The sequence below is a fragment of the Streptomyces sp. Tu 3180 genome (genome assembly GCF_009852415.1).
Taxonomy (GTDB): domain Bacteria; phylum Actinomycetota; class Actinomycetes; order Streptomycetales; family Streptomycetaceae; genus Streptomyces.
This window is the reverse complement of sequence record NZ_WOXS01000002.1, coordinates 5,674,770-5,695,112: the sequence shown is the minus strand read 5'-3', so window position 1 is coordinate 5,695,112 and position 20,343 is coordinate 5,674,770. Positions and strand designations below refer to the sequence as shown.

At 71.4% G+C, this 20,343-nt stretch carries 19 protein-coding genes; 9 read left to right on the top strand and 10 right to left on the bottom strand.

What is annotated here, in order from left to right; translation table 11 throughout:
• Nucleotides 1-51: 51 nt before the first annotated feature.
• The 4 genes from GL259_RS26735 (at nucleotide 52) to GL259_RS26720 (ending at nucleotide 4,271) form a co-directional block, all read left to right on the top strand.
• Complete coding sequence (locus tag GL259_RS26735) at nucleotides 52-1,443, top strand: extracellular solute-binding protein (protein ID WP_166461562.1); 1,392 nt, start codon at nucleotides 52-54, stop codon at nucleotides 1,441-1,443.
• 16 nt (nucleotides 1,444-1,459) lie between these two features.
• Complete coding sequence (locus tag GL259_RS26730) at nucleotides 1,460-2,395, top strand: sugar ABC transporter permease (protein WP_159535860.1); 936 nt, start codon at nucleotides 1,460-1,462, stop codon at nucleotides 2,393-2,395.
• A gap of 6 nt (nucleotides 2,396-2,401) precedes the next feature.
• Nucleotides 2,402-3,235 carry a carbohydrate ABC transporter permease gene (locus GL259_RS26725; protein ID WP_159535859.1) on the top strand — a complete coding sequence of 278 codons (834 nt, stop codon included), beginning with the start codon at nucleotides 2,402-2,404 and terminating at the stop codon, nucleotides 3,233-3,235.
• Nucleotides 3,236-3,551: 316 nt separating this feature from the next.
• Entirely contained in the window at nucleotides 3,552-4,271 is a 720-nt protein-coding gene (locus tag GL259_RS26720) for an XRE family transcriptional regulator (RefSeq protein WP_159535858.1), read from the top strand.
• 43 nt (nucleotides 4,272-4,314) lie between these two features.
• Here GL259_RS26720 and GL259_RS26715 read toward each other — a convergent pair whose 3' ends face one another.
• The gene (locus tag GL259_RS26715; protein ID WP_159535857.1) at nucleotides 4,315-5,340 is read right to left on the bottom strand and encodes an ATP-dependent 6-phosphofructokinase; all 1,026 of its coding nucleotides are present in this window, start codon (nucleotides 5,338-5,340) and stop codon (nucleotides 4,315-4,317) included.
• 180 nt (nucleotides 5,341-5,520) lie between these two features.
• Here GL259_RS26715 and pta point away from each other — a divergent pair, with 180 nt between their 5' ends.
• The 3 genes from pta (at nucleotide 5,521) to pyk (ending at nucleotide 10,383) form a co-directional block, all read left to right on the top strand.
• Nucleotides 5,521-7,623 carry a phosphate acetyltransferase gene (gene pta / locus GL259_RS26710; protein ID WP_159535856.1) on the top strand — a complete coding sequence of 701 codons (2,103 nt, stop codon included), beginning with the start codon at nucleotides 5,521-5,523 and terminating at the stop codon, nucleotides 7,621-7,623.
• The gene (locus GL259_RS26705) at nucleotides 7,620-8,882 is read left to right on the top strand and encodes an acetate kinase (protein ID WP_279578632.1); all 1,263 of its coding nucleotides are present in this window, start codon (nucleotides 7,620-7,622) and stop codon (nucleotides 8,880-8,882) included. The genes pta and GL259_RS26705 overlap by 4 nt, the downstream gene beginning before the upstream one ends.
• A 73-nt stretch (nucleotides 8,883-8,955) precedes the next feature.
• Entirely contained in the window at nucleotides 8,956-10,383 is a 1,428-nt protein-coding gene (gene pyk, locus GL259_RS26700; protein WP_159535855.1) for a pyruvate kinase, read from the top strand.
• A gap of 95 nt (nucleotides 10,384-10,478) precedes the next feature.
• Here pyk and GL259_RS26695 read toward each other — a convergent pair whose 3' ends face one another.
• The 4 genes from GL259_RS26695 to GL259_RS26680 form a co-directional block, all read right to left on the bottom strand.
• On the bottom strand, nucleotides 10,479-11,810 hold the full coding sequence (locus GL259_RS26695; protein WP_159538999.1) for a hypothetical protein: 1,332 nt from the start codon (nucleotides 11,808-11,810) through the stop codon (nucleotides 10,479-10,481).
• A 4-nt stretch (nucleotides 11,811-11,814) separates the two neighbouring features.
• The gene (locus GL259_RS26690; RefSeq protein ID WP_159535854.1) at nucleotides 11,815-12,393 is read right to left on the bottom strand and encodes a DUF6114 domain-containing protein; all 579 of its coding nucleotides are present in this window, start codon (nucleotides 12,391-12,393) and stop codon (nucleotides 11,815-11,817) included.
• Nucleotides 12,394-12,570: 177 nt separating this feature from the next.
• The gene (locus GL259_RS26685) at nucleotides 12,571-13,212 is read right to left on the bottom strand and encodes a DUF6230 family protein (RefSeq protein ID WP_159535853.1); all 642 of its coding nucleotides are present in this window, start codon (nucleotides 13,210-13,212) and stop codon (nucleotides 12,571-12,573) included.
• Nucleotides 13,213-13,867: 655 nt separating this feature from the next.
• On the bottom strand, nucleotides 13,868-14,845 hold the full coding sequence (locus GL259_RS26680) for a tetratricopeptide repeat protein (RefSeq protein ID WP_159535852.1): 978 nt from the start codon (nucleotides 14,843-14,845) through the stop codon (nucleotides 13,868-13,870).
• A gap of 236 nt (nucleotides 14,846-15,081) precedes the next feature.
• Between GL259_RS26680 and GL259_RS26675 the strand changes: the two genes are divergently transcribed.
• Both GL259_RS26675 and GL259_RS26670 read left to right on the top strand, forming a co-directional pair.
• Nucleotides 15,082-15,705 (top strand): TetR/AcrR family transcriptional regulator, encoded by a 624-nt coding sequence (locus GL259_RS26675; protein WP_159535851.1) that lies wholly within the window; start codon nucleotides 15,082-15,084, stop codon nucleotides 15,703-15,705.
• A 150-nt stretch (nucleotides 15,706-15,855) separates the two neighbouring features.
• On the top strand, nucleotides 15,856-16,668 hold the full coding sequence (locus GL259_RS26670; protein ID WP_159535850.1) for an SAM-dependent methyltransferase: 813 nt from the start codon (nucleotides 15,856-15,858) through the stop codon (nucleotides 16,666-16,668).
• A 114-nt stretch (nucleotides 16,669-16,782) separates the two neighbouring features.
• Here GL259_RS26670 and GL259_RS26665 read toward each other — a convergent pair whose 3' ends face one another.
• The 5 genes from GL259_RS26665 to GL259_RS26645 all read right to left on the bottom strand — a co-directional run bounded on the left by GL259_RS26665 (nucleotide 16,783) and on the right by GL259_RS26645 (nucleotide 20,218).
• Nucleotides 16,783-18,483, bottom strand: coding sequence for a methylmalonyl-CoA mutase family protein (locus GL259_RS26665; RefSeq protein WP_159535849.1), 1,701 nt, complete (start codon nucleotides 18,481-18,483; stop codon nucleotides 16,783-16,785).
• An 84-nt stretch (nucleotides 18,484-18,567) separates the two neighbouring features.
• Nucleotides 18,568-18,906 carry a DUF3817 domain-containing protein gene (locus GL259_RS26660; RefSeq protein WP_159535848.1) on the bottom strand — a complete coding sequence of 113 codons (339 nt, stop codon included), beginning with the start codon at nucleotides 18,904-18,906 and terminating at the stop codon, nucleotides 18,568-18,570.
• Nucleotides 18,907-18,963: 57 nt separating this feature from the next.
• Nucleotides 18,964-19,473, bottom strand: coding sequence for a MarR family transcriptional regulator (locus tag GL259_RS26655; RefSeq protein WP_159535847.1), 510 nt, complete (start codon nucleotides 19,471-19,473; stop codon nucleotides 18,964-18,966).
• A gap of 101 nt (nucleotides 19,474-19,574) precedes the next feature.
• A complete protein-coding gene (locus GL259_RS26650) occupies nucleotides 19,575-19,877 on the bottom strand; it encodes an MTH1187 family thiamine-binding protein (protein ID WP_159535846.1) in 303 nt (100 codons plus the stop codon).
• Nucleotides 19,874-20,218 (bottom strand): DUF3817 domain-containing protein, encoded by a 345-nt coding sequence (locus tag GL259_RS26645; RefSeq protein WP_159535845.1) that lies wholly within the window; start codon nucleotides 20,216-20,218, stop codon nucleotides 19,874-19,876. The genes GL259_RS26650 and GL259_RS26645 overlap by 4 nt, the downstream gene beginning before the upstream one ends.
• Nucleotides 20,219-20,343: the final 125 nt, after the last annotated feature.

The window sequence follows — 20,343 nt, the reverse complement described above, 5'->3', positions numbered from 1 at the left end:
CCACGCAGCCGTCCCGGCCACAGCGTCGTGCGCCCGTAGGAGGTCGTGCCCGTGCGCCCCACCGCCGCCCGCCCCCGCTCAGCTTCCCGCCTCACCGCCTTCGTCGCCCTCGCCGCCGTCACCCCGCTGGTGCTCACCGCCTGCGGCGGCGGGTCCGGCGGCGATCCGGACACGCTGAAGGTCTCCTTCAAGCAGTCCACGGACAACTCCGTCAAGGTGATGGACACCTATCTCGTGGACATCAAGGAGCAGTTCGAGAAGGCGCACCCCGGCAAGAAGGTGGAACTCGTCCCCATCAAGGCCCCGGACGCCGAGTACTACACCAAGCTCCAGCAGATGCTCCGCTCCCCCAAGACCGCGCCCGACCTGGTCTACGAGGACACCTTCCTCATCAACTCCGACATCACCAGCGGGTACTTGAAGCCCCTGGACCCGTACCTGGCGAAGTGGAAGGACTGGGAGCAGTTCATCGACACCGCGAAGGCGGCGGCCAGGGGCGAGGACGGCAGGACGTACGGCGTCCCGGACGGCACCGACACCCGCGGGCTGTGGTTCAGCAAGGACGTCTTCGCCGAGGCCGGGCTGCCGGCCGACTGGCAGCCGAGGACCTGGGAGGACGTCCTGGACGCGGCGCGCACCATCAAGGAGAGGGTCCCGGGCGTCATCCCGCTGAACGTCTACACCGGCAAGCCGGTCGGCGAGGCGGCGACCATGCAGACCTTCGAGATGCTGCTCTACGGCACGGGCGACGGCGCGTCCGACCCGCTGTACGACAGGAGCAGCAAGAAGTGGATCACCGCGGGGCAGGGCTTCGAGGACGCGCTCGCCTTCGTCGAGACGGTCTACGAGGAGAAGCTCGGCCCGGACGTCTCCGACGCCCTCGACCCCAACGTCGGCACCCGGGTGCGCGGCGAGTGGCTGCCGCAGGGCAAGCTCGGCATCGCGCTGGACGGCTCCTGGCTGCCGCAGGACTGGCTGGAGGGCAGCGGTCACGAGTGGCCCGAGTGGTCCGAGGAGCTGGGGCTCGCGGCCATGCCCACGCAGCGGGGGCAGGCCCCGGGCAGGGTGAGCATGTCGGGCGGCTGGACCTGGGCCATCCCGGCCGAGGCGGCCAACCCGGACCTGGCCTTCGAGTTCGTCGAGACGATGCAGACCAGGGCCAACGCGCAGAAGTGGTACATCGCCAACTCCGGCATCGCGGTCCGTGAGGACGTCGCGGACGACCCGGCCTACGTCCGGGCCCAGCCCGGCATCCGGTTCTTCACCGACCTGGTGGAGAACACCCACTACCGGCCCGCCTACCCGGCGTACCCGAAGGTCTCCACGGCCATCCAGGAGGCGATGGAGGGGGTGACCACGGGGGACCTGTCGGTCGAGGAGGCCGCGCGCGGCTACGACGAGGCGCTCCGGGACGCCACCGACGGCCGGGTCGTCGAGAAGTGAGCGGCGGAGAGCGCCGATGACCGCCGCCGCACCGCACACGGGCCCGGGGCCCGCCAAGAGCCCGCCGGGCCCGTCCGCGCCCGCCCGGCGCGCCCCGCGCCGGCTCCTCCCCCGCTTCCTGCCCCTCACCCCGGCCCTGGTCCTGCTGCTGCTCTTCCTCGCGGGGCCGATCGCGTACTGCGTCCTCATCGCCTTCACCGACCTCCAGCTGACCGGCCAGGCCGAGGAGTCGTTCGTCGGCCTCGAGAACTTCCGCCGGGCGTTCGGGGACGAGGAGTTCCTCAACGCCGTGTGGCTGACGCTGGTGTTCACGGTGGTGTCGTCGCTGATCGGGCAGAACACGCTCGGGCTCGCGCTCGCCGTGCTGATGCGGCGGGCGTCGAAGCCGGTGCGCACCCTCACCGGTGGCATCGTGGTCACGGCCTGGGTGCTGCCGGAGGTCGTGGCGGGCTTCCTGCTGTACGCGTTCTTCCGCCGCGAGGGCACCCTGAACGCGATCCTGGACTGGCTCCGCCTCCCGTCCCAGAACTGGCTGTTCACGCTGCCGATCCTGGCGGTGTCCTTCGCCAACGTCTGGCGCGGGACGGCGTTCTCGATGCTGGTGTACTCGGCCGCGCTGAGCGAGATCCCCGAGGAGATCACCGAGGCCGCCGAGGTGGACGGCGCCGGCGGCTGGCGCCGGATGTGGCACATCACCCTGCCGATGATCCGCCGCTCCATCGGCACCAATCTGATGCTCAACACGCTGCAGACGCTCTCCGTGTTCGGGCTGATCTGGGTGATGACCCGGGGTGGCCCCGGCGGGAAGAGCCGGACGCTGCCGCTGTTCATGTACGAGCAGGCCTTCCAGAACAGCCTGATCGGCTACGGCACGGCGGTCGCGCTGCTGCTCCTGCTGGTGGGCTCGCTGTTCTCCCTCGTCTACGTGCGTCTGCTGCGGACGGAGGTCTGACCCGTCATGCCGCTCCCCTCCCGTCGCACGACCCGCCGCCTCGCCGCCGACGCCGGACTCCTGGCCGTCGCCGCCGCCTTCGTCCTGCCGCTGGCCTGGGTGGTGCTGTCCGCCCTGGACCCGCGCGCCGGGCTCCGGGTGAAGGCCCCCGACGGTCTCACGCTGGACCACTTCGACGCGATCCTCACCGACGAGATCACCTTCACCCCGCTGCTGAACAGCCTGGTCCTGTGCGGGGGCGCGACCGCGCTCACCGTGGTGTGCGCCGCGCTCGCCGCCTATCCGCTCTCCCGTTTCCGCTCCCGGTTCAACCGGCCGTTCCTGCTGACGATCCTCTTCGCGACGAGCCTGCCGATCACCGCGATCATGGTTCCGGTGTACGCGCTGTTCGTCCGGGTGGACCTGATCGACACCGTGCGGGGCACGGTCCTCTTCTTCGCCGCCTCCCAGCTCCCTTTCGCCGTCTGGCTGATGAAGAACTTCATGGACGGCGTGCCGAAGGAACTGGAGGAGGCGGCCTGGACGGACGGGGCGTCCTCCCCGCAGTCCCTGGTGCGGATCGTGCTGCCGCTGATGGGCCCGGGCGTGGCGGTGGTGACCGTCTTCTCGTTCGTGATGATGTGGGGGAACTTCTTCGTCCCGTTCATGCTGCTGCTCTCCCCGGACCGGATGCCCGCGTCCGTGAGCATCAACGACTTCTTCGGCAACCGCGGCATGGTGGCGTACGGGCAGCTGGCCGCGTTCTCGATCGTCTACTCGACGCCGGTGATCCTGCTGTACGTGCTGATCGCGCGCCGGCTGGGCGGGGGTTTCGCGCTGGGCGGGGCGGTCAAGGGGTGAGCGCGGCGCTCGGTTTGCGCCGCGCGCGCCGCTCCCGCGACGGGGCCCCGAGGGGTCATGGCATCGCACGGGGATTCGAGTACCGCACGTCCGGACGCGTCCCCGCTCCACCGGGATCCGCGGCGAGGCGCCGACGCCGGCGTACGCATATGCCCGCTGAGCTTTCCCTTCGCGGTCCGGCGTCCCGGACCGCCGCGACGGCCCCGCGCGCCGGGCCGTCCGGGCACGGGCAGCCGACTCGCCGGTAGCCGTAGCTTCCTACCATCGGTGATCCTGGCCGAACAGACCGTAGTCAGCCCGTCCGGGCGCCCCTAGCTTGTGGGCCGTGCCCCGACCCACCGCTCGCCCGGACCGTCACCCGCCCCCGCCGTTCGACGCCCCCGCCGCGCGCCGGCTGCGCGCCGCCCTGGGCATGGGCCCGCACCACGTCGCCCACACCCTGCGCGCCTCGTACGGGCTGCCGTACGTCACCCCGGCGCTCGTCGCCGCCTGGGAGAGCGGGACCTCCGTCCCCTCCCACGCCGAACTCACCGCACTGGCGGGCGTGTTGTGGTGCTCGCCCGGTGAGCTCATCGGCCGTCCGCGCACCCTGCGCGAGCATCGCGTCGCGCGCGGTCTGGCGCCCGAGGACGTCGCCCGCGCCGTCGGCCACGAACTGCACGCCTACCTGCGGATGGAGGAGACCGGCCGGTGGCGCGGCACCGGCCGGCAGTCCGCCGCCCTGGCCCGGCTGCTCGCCCTGTCCCCGGCCGACACCGTCACCGTCACCGGGCGGGAGGACGAACTCGCGGAGCTGCTGCGCGGCGCGGCGACGACGCGCTGGCAGGCGTACGTACGGCCGGTCGCGAAGGTCGTCCCGCTGGAGCGGCGGCTGCTGGAAAGGGTGCTCCAGCGGCTGCACCGGGACTACCGGGGCCACATGGCCGCCACCCTCAGTCGGGGCGGCGGCCACGGCGACGCGGGGGACGGCGGCCGGGAGTTCCTCGGCCGGATCGTCGAGCACTTCTGGACGGCGGCCGGGCGCGGCGGCGGGTGAGGGCGCCGCCGCGCCCCCTGCGGCCCGATCCGCCGGACGGGCCCTAGAAGACCGACTCGGCCTCGTCCATCCGGTCCTTCGGGACCGTCTTCAGTTCGGTGACCGCCTCCGCCAGCGGCACCATCACGATGTCCGTGCCGCGCAGCGCGGTCATCCTGCCGAAGTCGCCCCGGTGCGCGGCCTCCACCGCGTGCCAGCCGAAGCGGGTGGCCAGCACCCTGTCGTACGCCGTCGGCACACCGCCGCGCTGGACGTGGCCGAGGATGACCGGCTTGGCCTCCTTGCCCAGGCGCCGCTCCAGCTCGTGCGCCAGGGCCGTGCCGATGCCCTGGAAGCGCTCGTGGCCGAACTTGTCGATCTCGCCCTTGCCGTAGTCCATGGTGCCGTCGGCCGGGTGCGCGCCCTCGGCGACGCAGATCACCGCGAACTTCTTGCCGCGGGCGAAGCGCTCCTCGACCATCTTGACCAGCTGGGCCGGGTCGAAGGGGCGCTCGGGCAGGCAGATGCCGTGCGCACCGGCGGCCATGCCGGACTCCAGGGCGATCCAGCCCGCGTGCCGGCCCATCACCTCGACGACCATCACGCGCTGGTGGGACTCGGCGGTGGTCTTCAGGCGGTCCATCGCCTCCGTGGCGACGCCGACGGCGGTGTCGAAGCCGAAGGTGCGGTCGGTGGAGGAGATGTCGTTGTCGATCGTCTTCGGGACGCCGACCACCGGCAGGCCCGCGTCCGACAGCATGTGCGCCGCGGTGAGCGTGCCCTCGCCGCCGATCGGGATGAGCGCGTCGATGCCGAAGTCGCGGATCATGTCCGAGGCGTTCTCGCAGGCCTCGCGCAGCCGGTCGCGCTCCAGCCGGGAGGAGCCGAGGATGGTGCCGCCGCGGGCCAGGATGCCGCTGACCGCGTCGAGGTCGAGCGTGCGGTAGCGGCCGTCCAGCAGCCCCGAGTAGCCGTCCTCGAAGCCGATGACCTCGTCGCCGTAGTTGTCGACCGCTCGGTGCACGACCGACCGGATCACTGCGTTCAGGCCGGGGCAGTCGCCGCCTGCGGTGAGAACTCCGATACGCATCGTGCTGTGTCTCCTGGTCGCTGTCGATACCGGTGAGCCAACCCCGATTGTTTCACGTCCTCCCGGCCCGCGCCGACGCCCCACGGACGGGCGTCTTAGCCATCGCCGAGGGTATTGTCAAGAGGGACTTGCTCACCTCGGTGGGTGATTTTTGTGGCCCCGACGAAACGGAGACCGCGCGTGACCCGCAGCGTGTACGTGACCGGTATCGACCGCGGCGACGGCCGCCAGGTCGTCGAGCTGGGTGTCATGGAGCTCCTGACCCGGCAGGTCGACCGGGTCGGTGTCTTCCGTCCCCTGGTGCACGACGGGCCCGACCGTCTCTTCGAGCTGCTGCGCGCCCGCTACCGGCTGGTCCAGGACCCGGCGACCGTCTACGGGATGGACTACCGGGAGGCGTCCGCGCTCCAGGCCGAGCGGGGCACGGACGAGCTGGTGTCCGCCCTCGTCGACCGCTTCCACCTGGTCTCCCGCGACTACGACGTCGTCCTCGTCCTCGGCACCGACTACGCCGACACCCAGCTCCCGGACGAGCTGAGCCTGAACGCCCGGCTCGCCAACGAGTTCGGCGCCTCGGTGATCCCGGTCGTGGGCGGGCGGAAGCAGACCGCCGAGTCGGTGCGCGCCGAGACCCGCAACGCCTACCGCGCCTACGACACCCTGGGCTGCGACGTGCTCGCCATGGTGGTCAACCGGGTGGCCCGGGAGGACCGGGACGCGATCGCCGAGCGGCTCGCCACCCGGCTGCCCGTGCCCTGCTACGTCCTGCCGGACGAGCCCGCGCTGTCCGCCCCGACCGTCTCGCAGATCGCGCACGCCCTGAACGCGAAGGTGGTGCTCGGCGACGACTCCGGGCTGGCCCGCGACGTCCTCGACTTCGTCTTCGGCGGCGCCATGCTGCCCAACCTCCTCGCCGCCCTGACGCCGGGCTCCCTGGTGGTCACCCCCGGTGACCGCGCCGACCTGGTCGTCGGCTCGCTCGCCGCGCACAGCGCCGGCACCCCGCCGATCGCCGGGGTGCTGCTCACCCTGGACGAGGTCCCCGGCGACGCCATCCTCACCCTCGCCGCCCGCCTCGCCCCCGGCACCCCCGTGCTGTCGGTGCCCGGCAACAGCTTCCCCACCGCCGAGCGGCTGTTCTCCCTGGAGGGCAGGCTGAACGCGGCCACCCCGCGCAAGGCGGAGACGGCACTCGGCCTCTTCGAGCGGTACGTCGACACCACGGAGATCGACAAGCGGGTCTCCGCCCCCAGCGGCGACCGGGTGACGCCGATGATGTTCGAGCACAAACTGCTCGAACAGGCCCGCTCCGACCTGCGGCGGGTCGTGCTCCCCGAGGGCACCGAGGAGCGGGTGCTGCAGGCGGCCGAGGTGCTGCTGCGCCGGGGCGTGTGCGAGCTGACCCTGCTCGGTCCCGTCGACCTGATCCGCAAGAAGGCCGCCGACCTCGGCGTCGACCTCGGTGACACCCGGCTGATCGACCCGGCCACCTCCGAGCTGCGCGACTCCTTCGCCGAGAAGTACGCGGCCCTGCGCGCCCACCGGGGCGTCACCGTGGAGCTGGCCTACGACGTCGTCTCCGACGTCAACTACTTCGGCACGCTGATGGTCCAGGAGGGCCTGGCCGACGGCATGGTGTCGGGGTCGGTGCACTCCACCGCCGCGACCATCCGGCCGGCGTTCGAGATCATCAAGACGCGGCAGGACGCCTCGATCGTCTCCTCCGTCTTCTTCATGTGCCTGGCCGACAAGGTGCTCGTCTACGGCGACTGCGCGGTCAACCCGGACCCGGACGCGGAGCAGCTGGCCGACATCGCCGTGCAGTCGGCGGTCACCGCCGCCCGGTTCGGGGTGGAGCCGCGGATCGCGATGCTGTCGTACTCGACGGGCACGTCCGGCTCCGGCGCCGACGTCGACAAGGTGCGCCGGGCGACCGAGCTGGTGCGCACCCGCCGTCCCGACCTCAGGATCGAGGGGCCGATCCAGTACGACGCGGCCGTGGAGCCGTCGGTCGCGGCGACCAAGCTGCCGGACTCCGAGGTCGCCGGGCAGGCCACCGTGCTGATCTTCCCCGACCTGAACACCGGCAACAACACCTACAAGGCCGTGCAGCGTTCGGCCGGCGCCATCGCCGTCGGCCCGGTGCTCCAGGGCCTGCGCAAGCCGGTCAACGACCTGTCCCGGGGCGCCCTCGTCCAGGACATCGTCAACACCGTCGCCATCACGGCGATCCAGGCCCAGTCCCCCGCACCGTCCCCGAACGAGAAGGCAGCCGTCCAGTGAGCCCGTCCCGCCCGTCCCCCGCCGCCCCGTCCGACGAGCTGCGCCCGGCCGCTCCCTCTCGCGTGCTCGTCCTCAACTCCGGCTCCTCGTCGGTGAAGTACCAGCTGCTGGACATGGCCGACGGCAGCCGGCTGGCCACGGGCCTGGTCGAGCGGATCGGCGAGCGGACCTCCCTCGTGCGGCACACGCCCCTCGCGGCGGGCGGCGGGAGCCGGGAGCGCACCGGCCCGGTCGCCGACCACGACGCGGCCCTGAAGGCGATGGCCGAGGAGCTGGCCGCCGACGGGCTGGGGACGGACTCGCCGGAGCTGGCCGCGATCGGGCACCGGGTGGTGCACGGCGGGAAGCGCTTCACCGAGCCGACCGTCATCGACGACGCGGTGTGCGCCGAGATCGAGCGGCTGATCCCGGTGGCGCCGCTGCACAACCCGGCCAACCTGACCGGCATCCGCACCGCCCGGGCGCTGCGGCCCGACCTGCCGCAGGTCGCCGTCTTCGACACCGCCTTCCACACCACCATGCCGGAGGCGGCCGCCCGCTACGCGATCGACGTGGAGACCGCCGACGAGCACCGCATCCGCCGCTACGGCTTCCACGGCACCTCGCACGCGTACGTCTCCCGGGCGACGGCGAGGCTGCTGGGGAAGGCGCCCGAGGAGGTGAACGTCATCGTGCTGCACCTGGGCAACGGGGCGTCCGCCTCGGCCGTGCGGGGCGGGAGGTGCGTGGACACCTCGATGGGGCTGACGCCCTTGGAAGGGCTCGTGATGGGTACGCGGTCCGGAGACATGGACCCGGCCGTCATCTTCCATTTGATGCGTGTTGGCGGAATGTCCGCCGACGGGATCGACACTCTTCTCAACAAGAAGAGCGGTCTGGTCGGTCTGTGCGGTGACAACGACATGCGGGAGATCCGCCGCCGGATCGACGCGGGTGACGAACGGGCGAAGCTGGCGTTCGACATCTACATTCACCGTCTGAAGAAGTACATCGGCGCCTATTACGCCGTTCTCGGGCGGGTGGACGCGGTGGCCTTCACCGCCGGCGTCGGCGAGAACGCCGCCCCGGTGCGGGAGGCGGCCGTGGCGGGCCTGGAGGGGATGGGCCTCGCGGTCGACGCCGGGCGCAACGCCGCACGCGGCGGCGGGCCGCGGCTGATCTCGCCCGAGGGCGCGCGGGTCGCGGTCGCCGTGGTGCCGACGGACGAGGAAATGGAGATCGCCACACAGACATACGCGCTGGTCGGAAAGAACAACTGAGCGATCCGATCCTCATTTGTATTTTCCGCCAGACGGAATATTCCGTAGCGAAACAAACCGATAGGATCGCCCCATGCGCCGTTCGAAAATCGTCTGTACTCTCGGCCCCGCGGTCGACTCCCACGAGCAGCTCGTCGCTCTGATCGAAGCCGGCATGAACGTGGCCCGCTTCAACTTCAGCCACGGCACGCACGCCGAGCACCAGGGCCGGTACGACCGGGTCCGTGCCGCCGCCAAGGAGACGGGCCGGGCCATCGGCGTCCTCGCCGACCTCCAGGGCCCGAAGATCCGTCTGGAGACCTTCGCCGAAGGCCCCGTCGAGCTGGTGCGCGGTGACGAGTTCACCATCACCACCGAGGACGTCCCGGGCGACAAGACGATCTGCGGGACGACCTACAAGGGCCTGCCCGGCGACGTGGCCAAGGGCGACCAGATCCTGATCAACGACGGCAACGTCGAGCTGAAGGTCACCGAGGTCGACGGCTCCCGGGTGCGGACGATCGTCATCGAGGGCGGTGTCATCTCCGACCACAAGGGCATCAACCTGCCCGGCGCGGCCGTCAACGTCCCCGCGCTGAGCGAGAAGGACGTCGAGGACCTGCGCTTCGCCCTGCGGATGGGCTGCGACCTGGTCGCCCTGTCCTTCGTCCGGGACGCCAAGGACGTCGCCGACGTCCACCGCGTGATGGACGAGGAGGGCCGCCGCGTCCCCGTCATCGCCAAGGTGGAGAAGCCGCAGGCGGTGCAGAACATGGAGGACGTCGTGATGGCGTTCGACGGCGTGATGGTCGCCCGCGGCGACCTCGCCGTCGAGTACCCGCTCGAGAAGGTCCCCATGGTGCAGAAGCGCCTGATCGAGCTGTGCCGGCGCAACGCCAAGCCGGTGATCGTGGCGACCCAGATGATGGAGTCGATGATCACCAACTCCCGTCCGACCCGCGCCGAGGCCTCCGACGTGGCCAACGCGATCCTGGACGGCGCCGACGCGGTCATGCTGTCGGCCGAGTCCAGCGTGGGCGCGTACCCGATCGAGACCGTGCGGACGATGTCGAAGATCGTCCAGGCGGCCGAGCAGGAGCTGCTGTCCAAGGGCCTGCAGCCGCTGGTGCCCGGCAAGAAGCCGCGCACGCAGGGCGGTTCGGTGGCCCGCGCCGCCTGCGAGATCGCCGACTTCCTCGGCGGCAAGGGCCTGGTGGCCTTCACCCAGTCCGGCGACACGGCCCGGCGGCTGTGCCGTTACCGCGCCGCCCAGCCGATCCTGGCGTTCACCACGGACGAGTCCACCCGCAACCAGCTCGCGCTCAGCTGGGGCGTGGAGCCGCACGTCGTGCCCTTCGTGAACAGCACCGACGAGATGGTCGCCCTGGTGGACCAGGAGCTGGTCAAGCTGAACCGCTTCAGCGAGGGCGACACCGTGATCATCACCGCCGGCTCGCCCCCCGGCGTCCCCGGCACCACCAACATGGTCCGCGTCCACCACCTGGGCGGCCCGACGGGCTGACCCGGACAGCGCGCGCACGGACACCGAGGGCGCCCCCTGCGGACAGGGTGCGCCCTCGGTGTTCCCGCGGCTCCCGGAAGGTTCCTGACGGGCGGTCAGTCCGTGACGTACTGCTGGAGCCCGGGGATGTGCAGGGTCCCGCCGAACTGGCCGGCCTGCTGCACCGTCACGTCGGTGAAGTAGATCAGCGGGATGTTCAGCGGCGGCGGGTGCTCCGGGTCGAAGGTGACGTCGATCAGCCCGAGCAGCTTGCCGGAAATGCGCTCCGTGTACATCACGGTGTCGCCGTCGCGGATCGTGGACGTCGACCCCTTGCGGGCCTGCACGTGGTAGGTCTTGCCGGTCCTCTCGTCCTTGACCGTCTGGTGCAGGTCGCCGATGTCGGTGCCGTCGGAGATGACGTACTTCAGCACCTTCTTGGTGGCGCCGCCGGCCGTCCGCACCTCGACGATGCCCTGGTAGTCGGCGCCCTTCAGCGTCAGCGAGCTGGCGTTCAGGTACCAGGGGTCGTCGGGCAGCAGGAGCTCGTTGTCGATCCCGCCCTCGGCGTCGGTGGCGATCGGGCAGTCCTCGGGGTCGACCGCGGACGTCCCGGAGGGGCTCGGGGAGGCGGTGGCCTCCTCCGGTGCCGGGGTCGGGGCCGCCTCCTCGGCGGCCTCCTCGACCCTCTCCCCGGTGTCCTCGGCGGCCTCCGAGGCCTTGTCGCCGGTGTCCTCGGCGGTGTCCTTCGCCGCTTCGGTGACCTTCTCGGTGGTCTCCTCGACGGTTTCGGCCGCGTCGTCCGCCGCCTCCTCGGTGGCGGAGGCGGACGGGGTGGGGCTCGGGCTCGCCGCCGCCTCCTCCTCCCCCGGAGTGAGGACGTCCTCGATGGCGTCCCCGATCTCCTCCAGCACGTTGCGGTCGGTCTCCGACGGGACCGGCGCGGGCTCGTCCTGCTCCGCCGCGTCCTGCTCGCCCGCCTCCTGGGACGGGGCCGGCGCGGGCTCGTCCTTGTCGTCGGAACCTGAATCCGACGAAGAGGACGTGCCCGTGCCCGCGTTCGCGTCCTTGTCCGCACCGGCAGGGGCAGAGGGGCCGGGCTCCGCGGTGGGGTCCTGGTCCGGGGAGGCGCCGTCGGTCGCCGTGGGGGACGGCGTGGGCGACGCGGAGGCGTCGTCCTTCTCCTCGCCCTTCTCGGCGTCCTCGATGACGGCCAGGCAGTCCTTGTACTCGTCCGCGGTCAGGCTCCTGGAGGACGGCCGGTCGTCGGCCTGGGCGAGCGTCGGCGTGAACCCCATCCCCATGAGGACCGCGGTCGGCATCGCCGCCAGGGCTATCACCTTGCCGCTCGGCATGTGGAACCGGGTGAACAGGGGCTTCCTGGGGGCCGCGTGGCGCGGCCCCTTTCTCTCCGGGTCCAGGGCCGCGGCGGCGCTCCGGTCCCGCATCTCGTCAGCCGACACGGTGCCCCCCGTCGCGGATCTCGGCCCGGACGCCACCGTCCGCCTCACCGCCGTCACCGGTCTCGTGCGGGAGGGCCGGCTCGCCCGGGACGTCCCCGGGGAGGCTCTTCCGGATTCCCTCCCCGCCGGGGTCGGCGGCCGTCTCCCGGCCCCCGTCCGCCTCGACCGGCGGCTCGCCCGGCGCCCAGGAGAGGGCGAGCGCACCACCGACCAGTGCGAACAGGAAGCCGATCAGGAAGCCGCCTATGTTGGAGACCACCAGGGACACCAGGGCCAGCAGGATCGCCGCGACACCGGCGAAGACGCGCGTGGCCTGCTGGAACCACATGGTCAGACCGAGCGTGACCAGCAGCACGCCGATGATCAGTGACCCCGCGCCGGCCGTGGTCGCCATGGCGAGCGACATGTGGCCCAGCTTGAGCGTGGCGTAGGGGAAGTAGGCGATGGGGATTCCGCCCAGCAGGGTGAACAGGCCGGCCCAGAACGGCCGGGTGCCCCGCCAGTCGCGGAACCGCAGACGCAGCCGGGTGAAGGTACCGGCGCTCTGGACCGGAGTCTCGGCACTCATGGAAAAAGCTCCCTGGGTCCGGTGGAAGTACGTACCGGCTCGGCCGTAGGCATGGAGAAGCCGGAAATCTGAGTCTGTGAGGGTGGCCCGGCACGCGGGCCGGCGGGGCGGGGAAGCGACGGCTCCCCGCCCCTGGGGCGGCTCAGCCGCCCCGAAACACCCCGGTGACGGGAGCCGTCAGTAGCACTCCATCTCGGGGTCCCCGCCGAGACGCATCGACAGGCCGTTCAGGGTGAACGTGCCGGCCGTGGTCGCCCACGCCGTCTGCTCGACGCCGTAGAGGTCGGCCACCCTCGCCTGCTGGGCGAAGCCACCCGGCAGAGTGCTCTTGTCCTTGACCGCCGGGCCGCGGCTCTTGTCCTGGACCGCCACGCCGATGTCGATGTCCTCGAACCTGGCGTCGGCGTCGAGCTGGGCGACGTCGATGTAGAGGTTCTCGGCCGTGACCGGCTTCTTCGGGTTGTTGCCCGCCTCAAGACGGAGGTAGACCGTCTTGTTTATGAGGGGGATCTCCGTCTTGACCGACTGACACATCTTGGTGATCGTCGCGGTGTCGAACGACGAGATGGCAACCGGGACCTGCGTCTTCTTGTCACCCTTGGTCGAGGTGTAGACGGTGTCGATGCCGCCGTACTGGGCGAAACCCTCACCGTGCAGGTGACTGGCCGTCACCTTGAACTGCTGGCCGGAGACGCTGAACGACGCCGCGAGGGCACCCTGCGCCAGGCCGATGCCCACCGCCGCCGTGGCGGCCACGCTGGGCACCATGACCACGGCGAACCGCTTCCATCTTGTCCCGCCACGCACCTGGGACTTCATGTTTCCTCCTTCTCGGACGTACATCTCCTGTCCTGACTGGCCGCCATGACCGGTGGCTCAGTTGGGCAGGGATGGGAGAAGTGCTACGTCCTCGGGAAGGAGAGCGCCCGCACCCGACGGCGCACGAAGCGCACGGATCACCGGCGATCACCCCCGAGCGACAACCACTGGTCGCGCCTGACACGCATCACGCACAACCCTGCTGGACAGGCTTCGCCGAGCGGGCGAAGACCCCCCTGTCCAAGAGCCGGCGCCACTGCCGCCGGCTCTGCCCGGTGGGGACCCAGGGGACCCGCGGGCCCGACCGGCTGTCGGGGTGCGGGCAATGGACCGAGCGTCGCCGATCGTGGTGCATTCTCGCCGCCCGCACAAGGGGGTTCGTTACTCGCTAGTAACGACCGGATAACCACCGGGCGACCCGCCGATCCCGGTCGGCGACGCTGGGTGTCCCGAAGGGGCCGTACAAAACTATTGATCGTTGGACAGAATCCGACAGACCGGCGCCTGCGACTTACTCGCAGTAACAGCGGCCGCGATTACCAAGATTTGGCAAAGCGCGGCCGCACCGGCCTCGATCGGCCAACCCTCCACTCGGACCCCGGCGGATCGGATGCCCGGCAAAACGGTCAGAACCGGTCCCCGCCGCCCGGTCCGCTCAGAACAGGGCCCGCGCCAGCGCCCGGCGCGCGGCGATCACGCGCGGGTCCTCGGCACCGACCACCTCGAACAGCTCCAGCAGCCGCACCCGTACGGTGTTCCGGTCGTCGCCCGCGGTGCGTCCCACCGTCTCGATGAGCCGGCCGAAGGCGTCCTCCACGTGACCGCCCACCAGGTCCAGGTCGGCGGCGGCGATCTGCGCCGCGGCGTCCTGCGGCTTCTCCGCGGCGTCCTTGCGCACCTTCACCGGGTCCAGGCCCTGCACCCGCTGGAGCAGTTCGGCCTGGGCGAGGCCCAGCGTGGCCTCCGGGTTGCCCGGGTCGTCGGCGAGCACGTTCCGGTACGCCTGGACGGCGCCGCTCAGGTCGCCCGCGTCCAGGGCCTGGACGGCGGCCTCCAGCAGGGCGTCGTGCGGACCGGCGGGCACGTCCTGCGCCTGCCGGGCACCGCCGCCCGGCTCGGCGTCGGGGTCGACGACGAGACCGGTCAGGCCGAAGCGCTGCTCGGCGACCTGCACCAGCTGGTCCAGGGTCTGGCGGATCTGCGCCTCGCCCGCGGCTCCCTGGAAGAGCGGCAGGGCCTGTCCGGCCACCACCGCGAAGACCGCCGGGATCCCCTGGACCCCGAACTGCTGCATCAGCATCTGGTTGGCGTCGACGTCGATCTTGGCGAGGAGGAAGCGCCCGTTGTACTCGACGGCGAGCCGCTCCAGGACGGGGCTCAACTGCTTGCAGGGCTGGCACCACTCGGCCCAGAAGTCGATGACGACCGGGACCTCGGTGGAGCGCTGCAGAACCTCGAGCTCGAAGCCGGCCTCGTCGACATCGATGACGAGATCGGCCGGGGAGACGGCGCCCCCGCCGCCCTGCCGGGCCGCTTCGGCGCGCGCCTGCTCCGCCTTCGCCTTGGCCTCCTGGGCCGCCTTCACCGCGGCGAGGTCGACGACTCCGCTCATGGACATGTTCCGTGGCTGCATGCGTCTATCCTCCCCCGTACGGCGCGCGTGTGTGAAAACGCCCGGGGAAAGCCAGGCGTTCGTGTGCTGTCGGGCGCCGGGTCCCCACCCCACGCCGTGGTCGTCGCTCGGGCACGCCGGTCGCACGTGCTTTCGCTACGAGTCGTAGCGTAATGCCGGGCGGGGCCCTCCGGACACCGCTTCCCGGTGATCTCCCTCACGCCCTGCCGCGCGGAACCCGCCGTTATGGTCGTGCCATGCAGAGCCGCACCCCAGCCAGTCGCACCGGACGCCCGCGCAGTGCCGCCGCGGACACCGCGATCCTGGCCGCGACGCGTCAGGCTCTGGTCGAACTGGGTTGGTCCAAGCTCACGTTGGGAGACGTGGCGATCCGCGCCGGGGTTGCGAAGACCACCCTCTACCGGCGCTGGGCGGGCAAGAACGAACTGGTCGTGGACGCGGTCGCGGAACTCTTCGACGAGCTGCGCGTGCCCGACCGCGGCTCGCTGGCCGCCGACATCGAGGGCGTGGTGCTGCAGTTCGCCGCGATCCTGGCCCGCCCCGAGGCCAGGAGCGGGCTGATGGCGGTGGTCGCCGAGGCCACCCGCGACGACGCGCTGCGCGAGCGCATCCGGGCCTCGATCGTCGACCGGCAGAAACACCTGGTCCACGCGGGCCGGGCGCGCGCACAGGCGCGGGGCGAGCTGCCCGCCGAGACCGACGCCGCCCGGGCGGCCCGCACCGTCGACCTGATCTTCGACATGGTGGCCGGCGCGGTGGTGCACCGCACCCTGGTCAGCGCGGAGCCGGCGGACGAGGAGTGGGTGCACGGCTTCACCCGGGTCCTGCTGTCGGGGCTCGCCTCGGCCGGTTCCGCCTGACCGGGCCGCGGACCGCCCACCGGATGCGCCCGGTGGCGAACTACCGCCCCTGTCACGGCAGTTGGTTGCCGCCGCAGGCGCGTCCTGCGAGGATCGGGTGATCATCCCGAACGGGACCGCACGGCACGTCGAGCATCCAGGGAGCCTCGCATGACCGGGACCGAGCCCGTCGCCGCACGCATCGACACCTCCAGGCCGCACCCGGCCCGGGTCTACGACTGGTTCCTCGGCGGCAAGGACAACTACCCCGTCGACGAGGAACTGGGCCGGCGCATCATGAGCGTCGACGGGACCGCCCGGCACGTCGCCCGGACCAACCGCTGGTTCATGCAGCGCGTCACCCGGTGGCTGGCCGGCACGGCGGGCATCCGCCAGTACCTGGACATCGGCACCGGCATCCCCACCGAGCCCAACCTGCACCAGATAGCCCAGCGCATCGCCCCGGAGTCCCGCGTCGTCTACACCGACAACGACCCCATCGTGCTGAAGCACGCGGAGGCGCTCCTGCGCAGCACCCCCGAGGGCGTCACCGCCTACGTCGAGGCCGACGTGCGCAGGCCCGGCCGCATCCTGGAACAGGCCCGCGAGAACCTGGACTTCACCCGGCCGCTGGCGCTGTCCCTGGTGGCGCTCACCCACTTCCTCGGCGAGGAGGACGACCCGTACGGCCTGGTGGCCCGGCTGGTCGACGCCCTCCCCGCCGGCAGCTACCTCGTCCTGTCGCAGCTCACCGCCGACTTCGACCCCGTCGGGGTGGGACGCGGCGTCGAGATGTACAAGGCGGGGGGCGTCACGCTCGCGCCGCGCAGCCGCGCGCAGATCGCCCGTTTCTTCGCCGGGCTGGAGCCCGTGGAGCCCGGACTGGTCCAGCTGACCGACTGGCATCCCGAGCTCGCCGACGGGGAGACCGCCGACGCGAACGCCGTGATCTCCCTGTACGGCGCGGTGGCCCGCAAACCGTGACCGCCGCCCGGCCGGCCGGCCGGGCTGACGACCGAACGGGCGGACCGAACGGCCGGGCGGACGACCGGCCGACCGGACCGACGGCCGGGCGCGGCCGGGTCCCGGTCCCGGGGTCTAGAAACCGGCGGGCTCGGTGTAGACGCCCCACTCGTCGCGCAGGACACCGCAGATCTCGCCCAGCGTCGCCTCCGCGCGCACGGCGTCCAGCATCGGCTCGATCATGTTGGCACCGGAGCGCGCGGCCGCCACCATGGCGTCGAGCGCGCCGCGCACCTTCGCGTCGTCGCGGGCGGCCTTGCGCTCGCCCAGCAGCCGCACCTGCTCGCGCTCCACCTCGTGGCTGACCCGCAGGATCTCCAGGTCGCCGGTGACGGACCCGGTGTGCACGTTGACGCCGACGACCTTCTTGTCGCCCTTCTCCAGCGCCTGCTGGTAGCGGAACGCCGACTCGGCGATCTCACCGGTGAACCAGCCGTCCTCGATGCCGCGCAGGATCCCGGAGGTGATCGGCCCGATCGGGTGCTGTCCGTCGGGGTGGGCCCTGAGGCCCCGCTCCCTGATCTGCTCGAAGATCTTCTCCGCGTCCGCCTCGATGCGGTCGGTGAGCTGCTCGACGTACCACGAACCGCCGAGCGGGTCGGCGACGTTGGCGACGCCGGTCTCCTCCATGAGCACCTGCTGGGTGCGCAGGGCGATCTCGGCGGCCTGCTCGCTGGGCAGGGCGAGGGTCTCGTCGAGGGCGTTGGTGTGCAGCGAGTTGGTCCCGCCGAGCACGGCGGCCAGCGCCTCCACGGCCGTGCGCACGACGTTGTTGTACGGCTGCTGGGCGGTCAGCGAGACACCGGCGGTCTGGGTGTGGAACCGCAGCCACTGCGCCTTCTCGCTCTTCGCGCCGTAGACGTCCCGCATCCAGCGCGCCCAGATGCGGCGCGCGGCGCGGAACTTGGCGATCTCCTCGAAGAAGTCGACGTGCGCGTCGAAGAAGAAGGACAGCCCCGGCGCGAACACGTCCACGTCGAGCCCGCGGCTGAGCCCCAGCTCCACGTAGCCGAAGCCGTCCGCCAGCGTGTACGCCAGCTCCTGCGCGGCCGTCGCCCCGGCCTCGCGGATGTGGTAGCCGGAGACCGACAGCGGCTTGTAGGCGGGGATGCCGGCCGCGCAGTGCTCCATCAGGTCGCCGATCAGGCGCAGGTGCGGCTCGGGCTGGAAGAGCCACTCCTTCTGCGCGATGTACTCCTTGAAGATGTCCGTCTGCAGCGTGCCGTTGAGCACGGCCGGGTCGACGCCCTGGCGTTCGGCGGCGACGAGGTACATGCAGAAGACGGGCACGGCGGGTCCGCTGATGGTCATCGACGTGGTGACGTCGCCGAGCGGGATGTCCCGGAACAGGACCTCCATGTCGGCCGCCGAGTCGATCGCCACCCCGCAGTGCCCGACCTCGCCCAGGGAGCGCGGGTCGTCGGAGTCGCGGCCCATGAGCGTCGGCATGTCGAAGGCGACGGAGAGCCCGCCCCCGCCGTTGCCGAGGATCATCTTGTACCGCTCGTTGGTCTGCTCGGCGTTCCCGAATCCGGCGAACTGCCGGATGGTCCACGTACGCCCCCGGTAGCCGGTCGGATACAGACCGCGGGTGAAGGGGTACTCACCCGGCCAGCCGATCCGCTCGAACCCCTCGTAGGTGTCCCCCGGCCGGGGCCCGTACACCGGCGCCACGGGGTCGCCGGAGAGCGTGGTGAAGTCTGCGTCGCGCTTGCGCGCGGCGTCGTACCGGGCCTGCCAGCGTCGGCGGCCCTCCTCGATGGCGTCAGCGTCCATACCCTCGAATTTACTTGGACGTCCTAGTAAATGTCGATGGCTGACCGCCGCACGCTGCTCCGTACGGCGGCGGGGGCCGGAACGTCAGGCCTTGGCGACCGCGGGACCGGCGTCCGCGGTCTTCGCCTCCAGCTCGCGGCTGATCCTGCGCTCGACGAAGAAGGCGGCCGTCGGGATGGTGCCGGCCAGCAGCACCCAGAGCTGCTTGGCGACCGGCCACTTCGCCTTGGCGCCCAGGTCGAAGGCGAAGATCAGGTACACGACGTACAGCCAGCCGTGGGCGATGCTGACGACGCGCGTGAAGTCGGCCGCGCCGTCGACGTCGAGCGCATACTTGCCGATCATGCCGAAGGTCAGCAGGACGAGCAGGACACCGGTGACGTAGGCCATGACGCGGTAGCGCGTCAGCACGCTCTTCTTCATGCGGTCGAGCGTAACGGGCCGTTCCGGGCGATCCCGGACCGGGGCACGTGCCCCTGGTCACTCCTCCTGGAAGTCCCCCGCCGCGAGCCGCAGCGGCCGGAGCATCGCGAAGATCTCGGCGCACTCCTCGGCGTCGTAGGCGCCCAGGCCGAAGTCCATGGCCATCAGGTCGCGGGTGGCCGACTCGACCACCTCGCGGCCCTTGTCGGTGATGGTCGCGAGGGTGCCGCGGCCGTCGTTGGGGTTGGGGCGCTTGTCCACCAGGCCCGACCTCACCAGCCGGTCCACGGTGTTCGTCACCGACGTGGGGTGCACCATCAGCCGCTCGCCGATCTTGGACATCGGCAGCTCGCCCGACTTGGAGAAGGTCAGCAGCACCAGCGCCTCGTACCGCGCGAACGTCAGCCCGTACGGCTTGACCACCGCGTCGACCTCGGCCAGCAGGATCTGGTGCGCGCGCATGATCGACGTGATCGCGGCCATCGGCGGCACGTTTCCCCAGCGCTGCTTCCAGAGCTCGTCGGCGCGGGCGATGGGATCGAACGAGAGACTGAGCGGCTTCGGCACGGACCCGACCATACCGGCCGGTCATATGCCGGTCAGCCCTGTCTCGCTCTCCGGTCGGCGGGACCGCTCCGGCCCCGCCGACCGCCTCGCGCGGCCGCCGGCTACCCGGCGCCGCGCGCCAGGTGCCGCTCGACGGTCTCCACCTTGGACGTGAGCCCGTCCTCCACCCCGGGGCGGATGTCGGCCTTGAGGACCACCGAGACCCGCGGGGCCCGCGCCTCCACCGCGGCGACGGCGCGCCTGACGACGTCCATCACCTCGTCCCACTCGCCCTCGACCGAGGTGAACATGGCGTCGGTGCGGTTCGGCAGTCCGGACTCGCGGACCACCCGCACGGCGTCGGCGACGTACTCCCCCACGTCCTCGCCGACGCCGAGCGGCGTCACGGAGAAGGCGACGATCACGCGTTCACCACTCCTTCCTTGCGGGCGCGGGAGGCGATCACCGCGTCCTCGGCCTCGCGCTTGAGCCGGCGCTCGGCGAAGAAGCCGCCGGTGGGCAGGACCGACATCAGGAAGTAGAAGGCGGCGGTCTTCAGCGACCACTTGGCGCGGTTCCAGGCGTCCGCCCAGAAGAGCACGTACAGGACGAAGAGGAAGCCGTGGACCGCGCCCATCACCGGGACGGCGTTGAAGTCCGTGGTCCGCTTCAGGACCGAGCAGACGAGCAGGACGAGGAACGAGATCGCCTCGGGGCCCGAGACCAGGCGGAGGCGGCGGAGGGCGGTGGCGGTCTTGATGTCCACGGATCACCTTCGGTGGGAGAGACGTCGGCGTCGACGGTCTGACGGTTTGTGAACGCACGCACAAGCGTCCGCCCATTGTGGCAAATCCCCTCCGCGGCCGCCGGAGGGGGGCCCGGGAGCCGGCG

Bases quoted from the DNA above. Each gene is read 5' to 3' on its own strand.
- GL259_RS26730 (WP_159535860.1), top strand. From the start codon at position 1,460: ATGACCGCCGCCGCACCGCACACGGGCCCGGGGCCCGCCAAGAGCCCG.
- GL259_RS26725 (WP_159535859.1), top strand. From the start codon at position 2,402: ATGCCGCTCCCCTCCCGTCGCACGACCCGCCGCCTCGCCGCCGACGCC.
- GL259_RS26715 (WP_159535857.1), bottom strand. From the start codon at position 5,340: ATGCGTATCGGAGTTCTCACCGCAGGCGGCGACTGCCCCGGCCTGAAC.
- pyk (WP_159535855.1), top strand. From the start codon at position 8,956: ATGCGCCGTTCGAAAATCGTCTGTACTCTCGGCCCCGCGGTCGACTCC.
- GL259_RS26695 (WP_159538999.1), bottom strand. From the start codon at position 11,810: ATGCGGGACCGGAGCGCCGCCGCGGCCCTGGACCCGGAGAGAAAGGGG.
- GL259_RS26690 (WP_159535854.1), bottom strand. From the start codon at position 12,393: ATGAGTGCCGAGACTCCGGTCCAGAGCGCCGGTACCTTCACCCGGCTG.
- GL259_RS26685 (WP_159535853.1), bottom strand. From the start codon at position 13,212: ATGAAGTCCCAGGTGCGTGGCGGGACAAGATGGAAGCGGTTCGCCGTG.
- GL259_RS26680 (WP_159535852.1), bottom strand. From the start codon at position 14,845: ATGCAGCCACGGAACATGTCCATGAGCGGAGTCGTCGACCTCGCCGCG.
- GL259_RS26675 (WP_159535851.1), top strand. From the start codon at position 15,082: ATGCAGAGCCGCACCCCAGCCAGTCGCACCGGACGCCCGCGCAGTGCC.
- GL259_RS26670 (WP_159535850.1), top strand. From the start codon at position 15,856: ATGACCGGGACCGAGCCCGTCGCCGCACGCATCGACACCTCCAGGCCG.
- GL259_RS26665 (WP_159535849.1), bottom strand. From the start codon at position 18,483: ATGGACGCTGACGCCATCGAGGAGGGCCGCCGACGCTGGCAGGCCCGG.
- GL259_RS26660 (WP_159535848.1), bottom strand. From the start codon at position 18,906: ATGAAGAAGAGCGTGCTGACGCGCTACCGCGTCATGGCCTACGTCACC.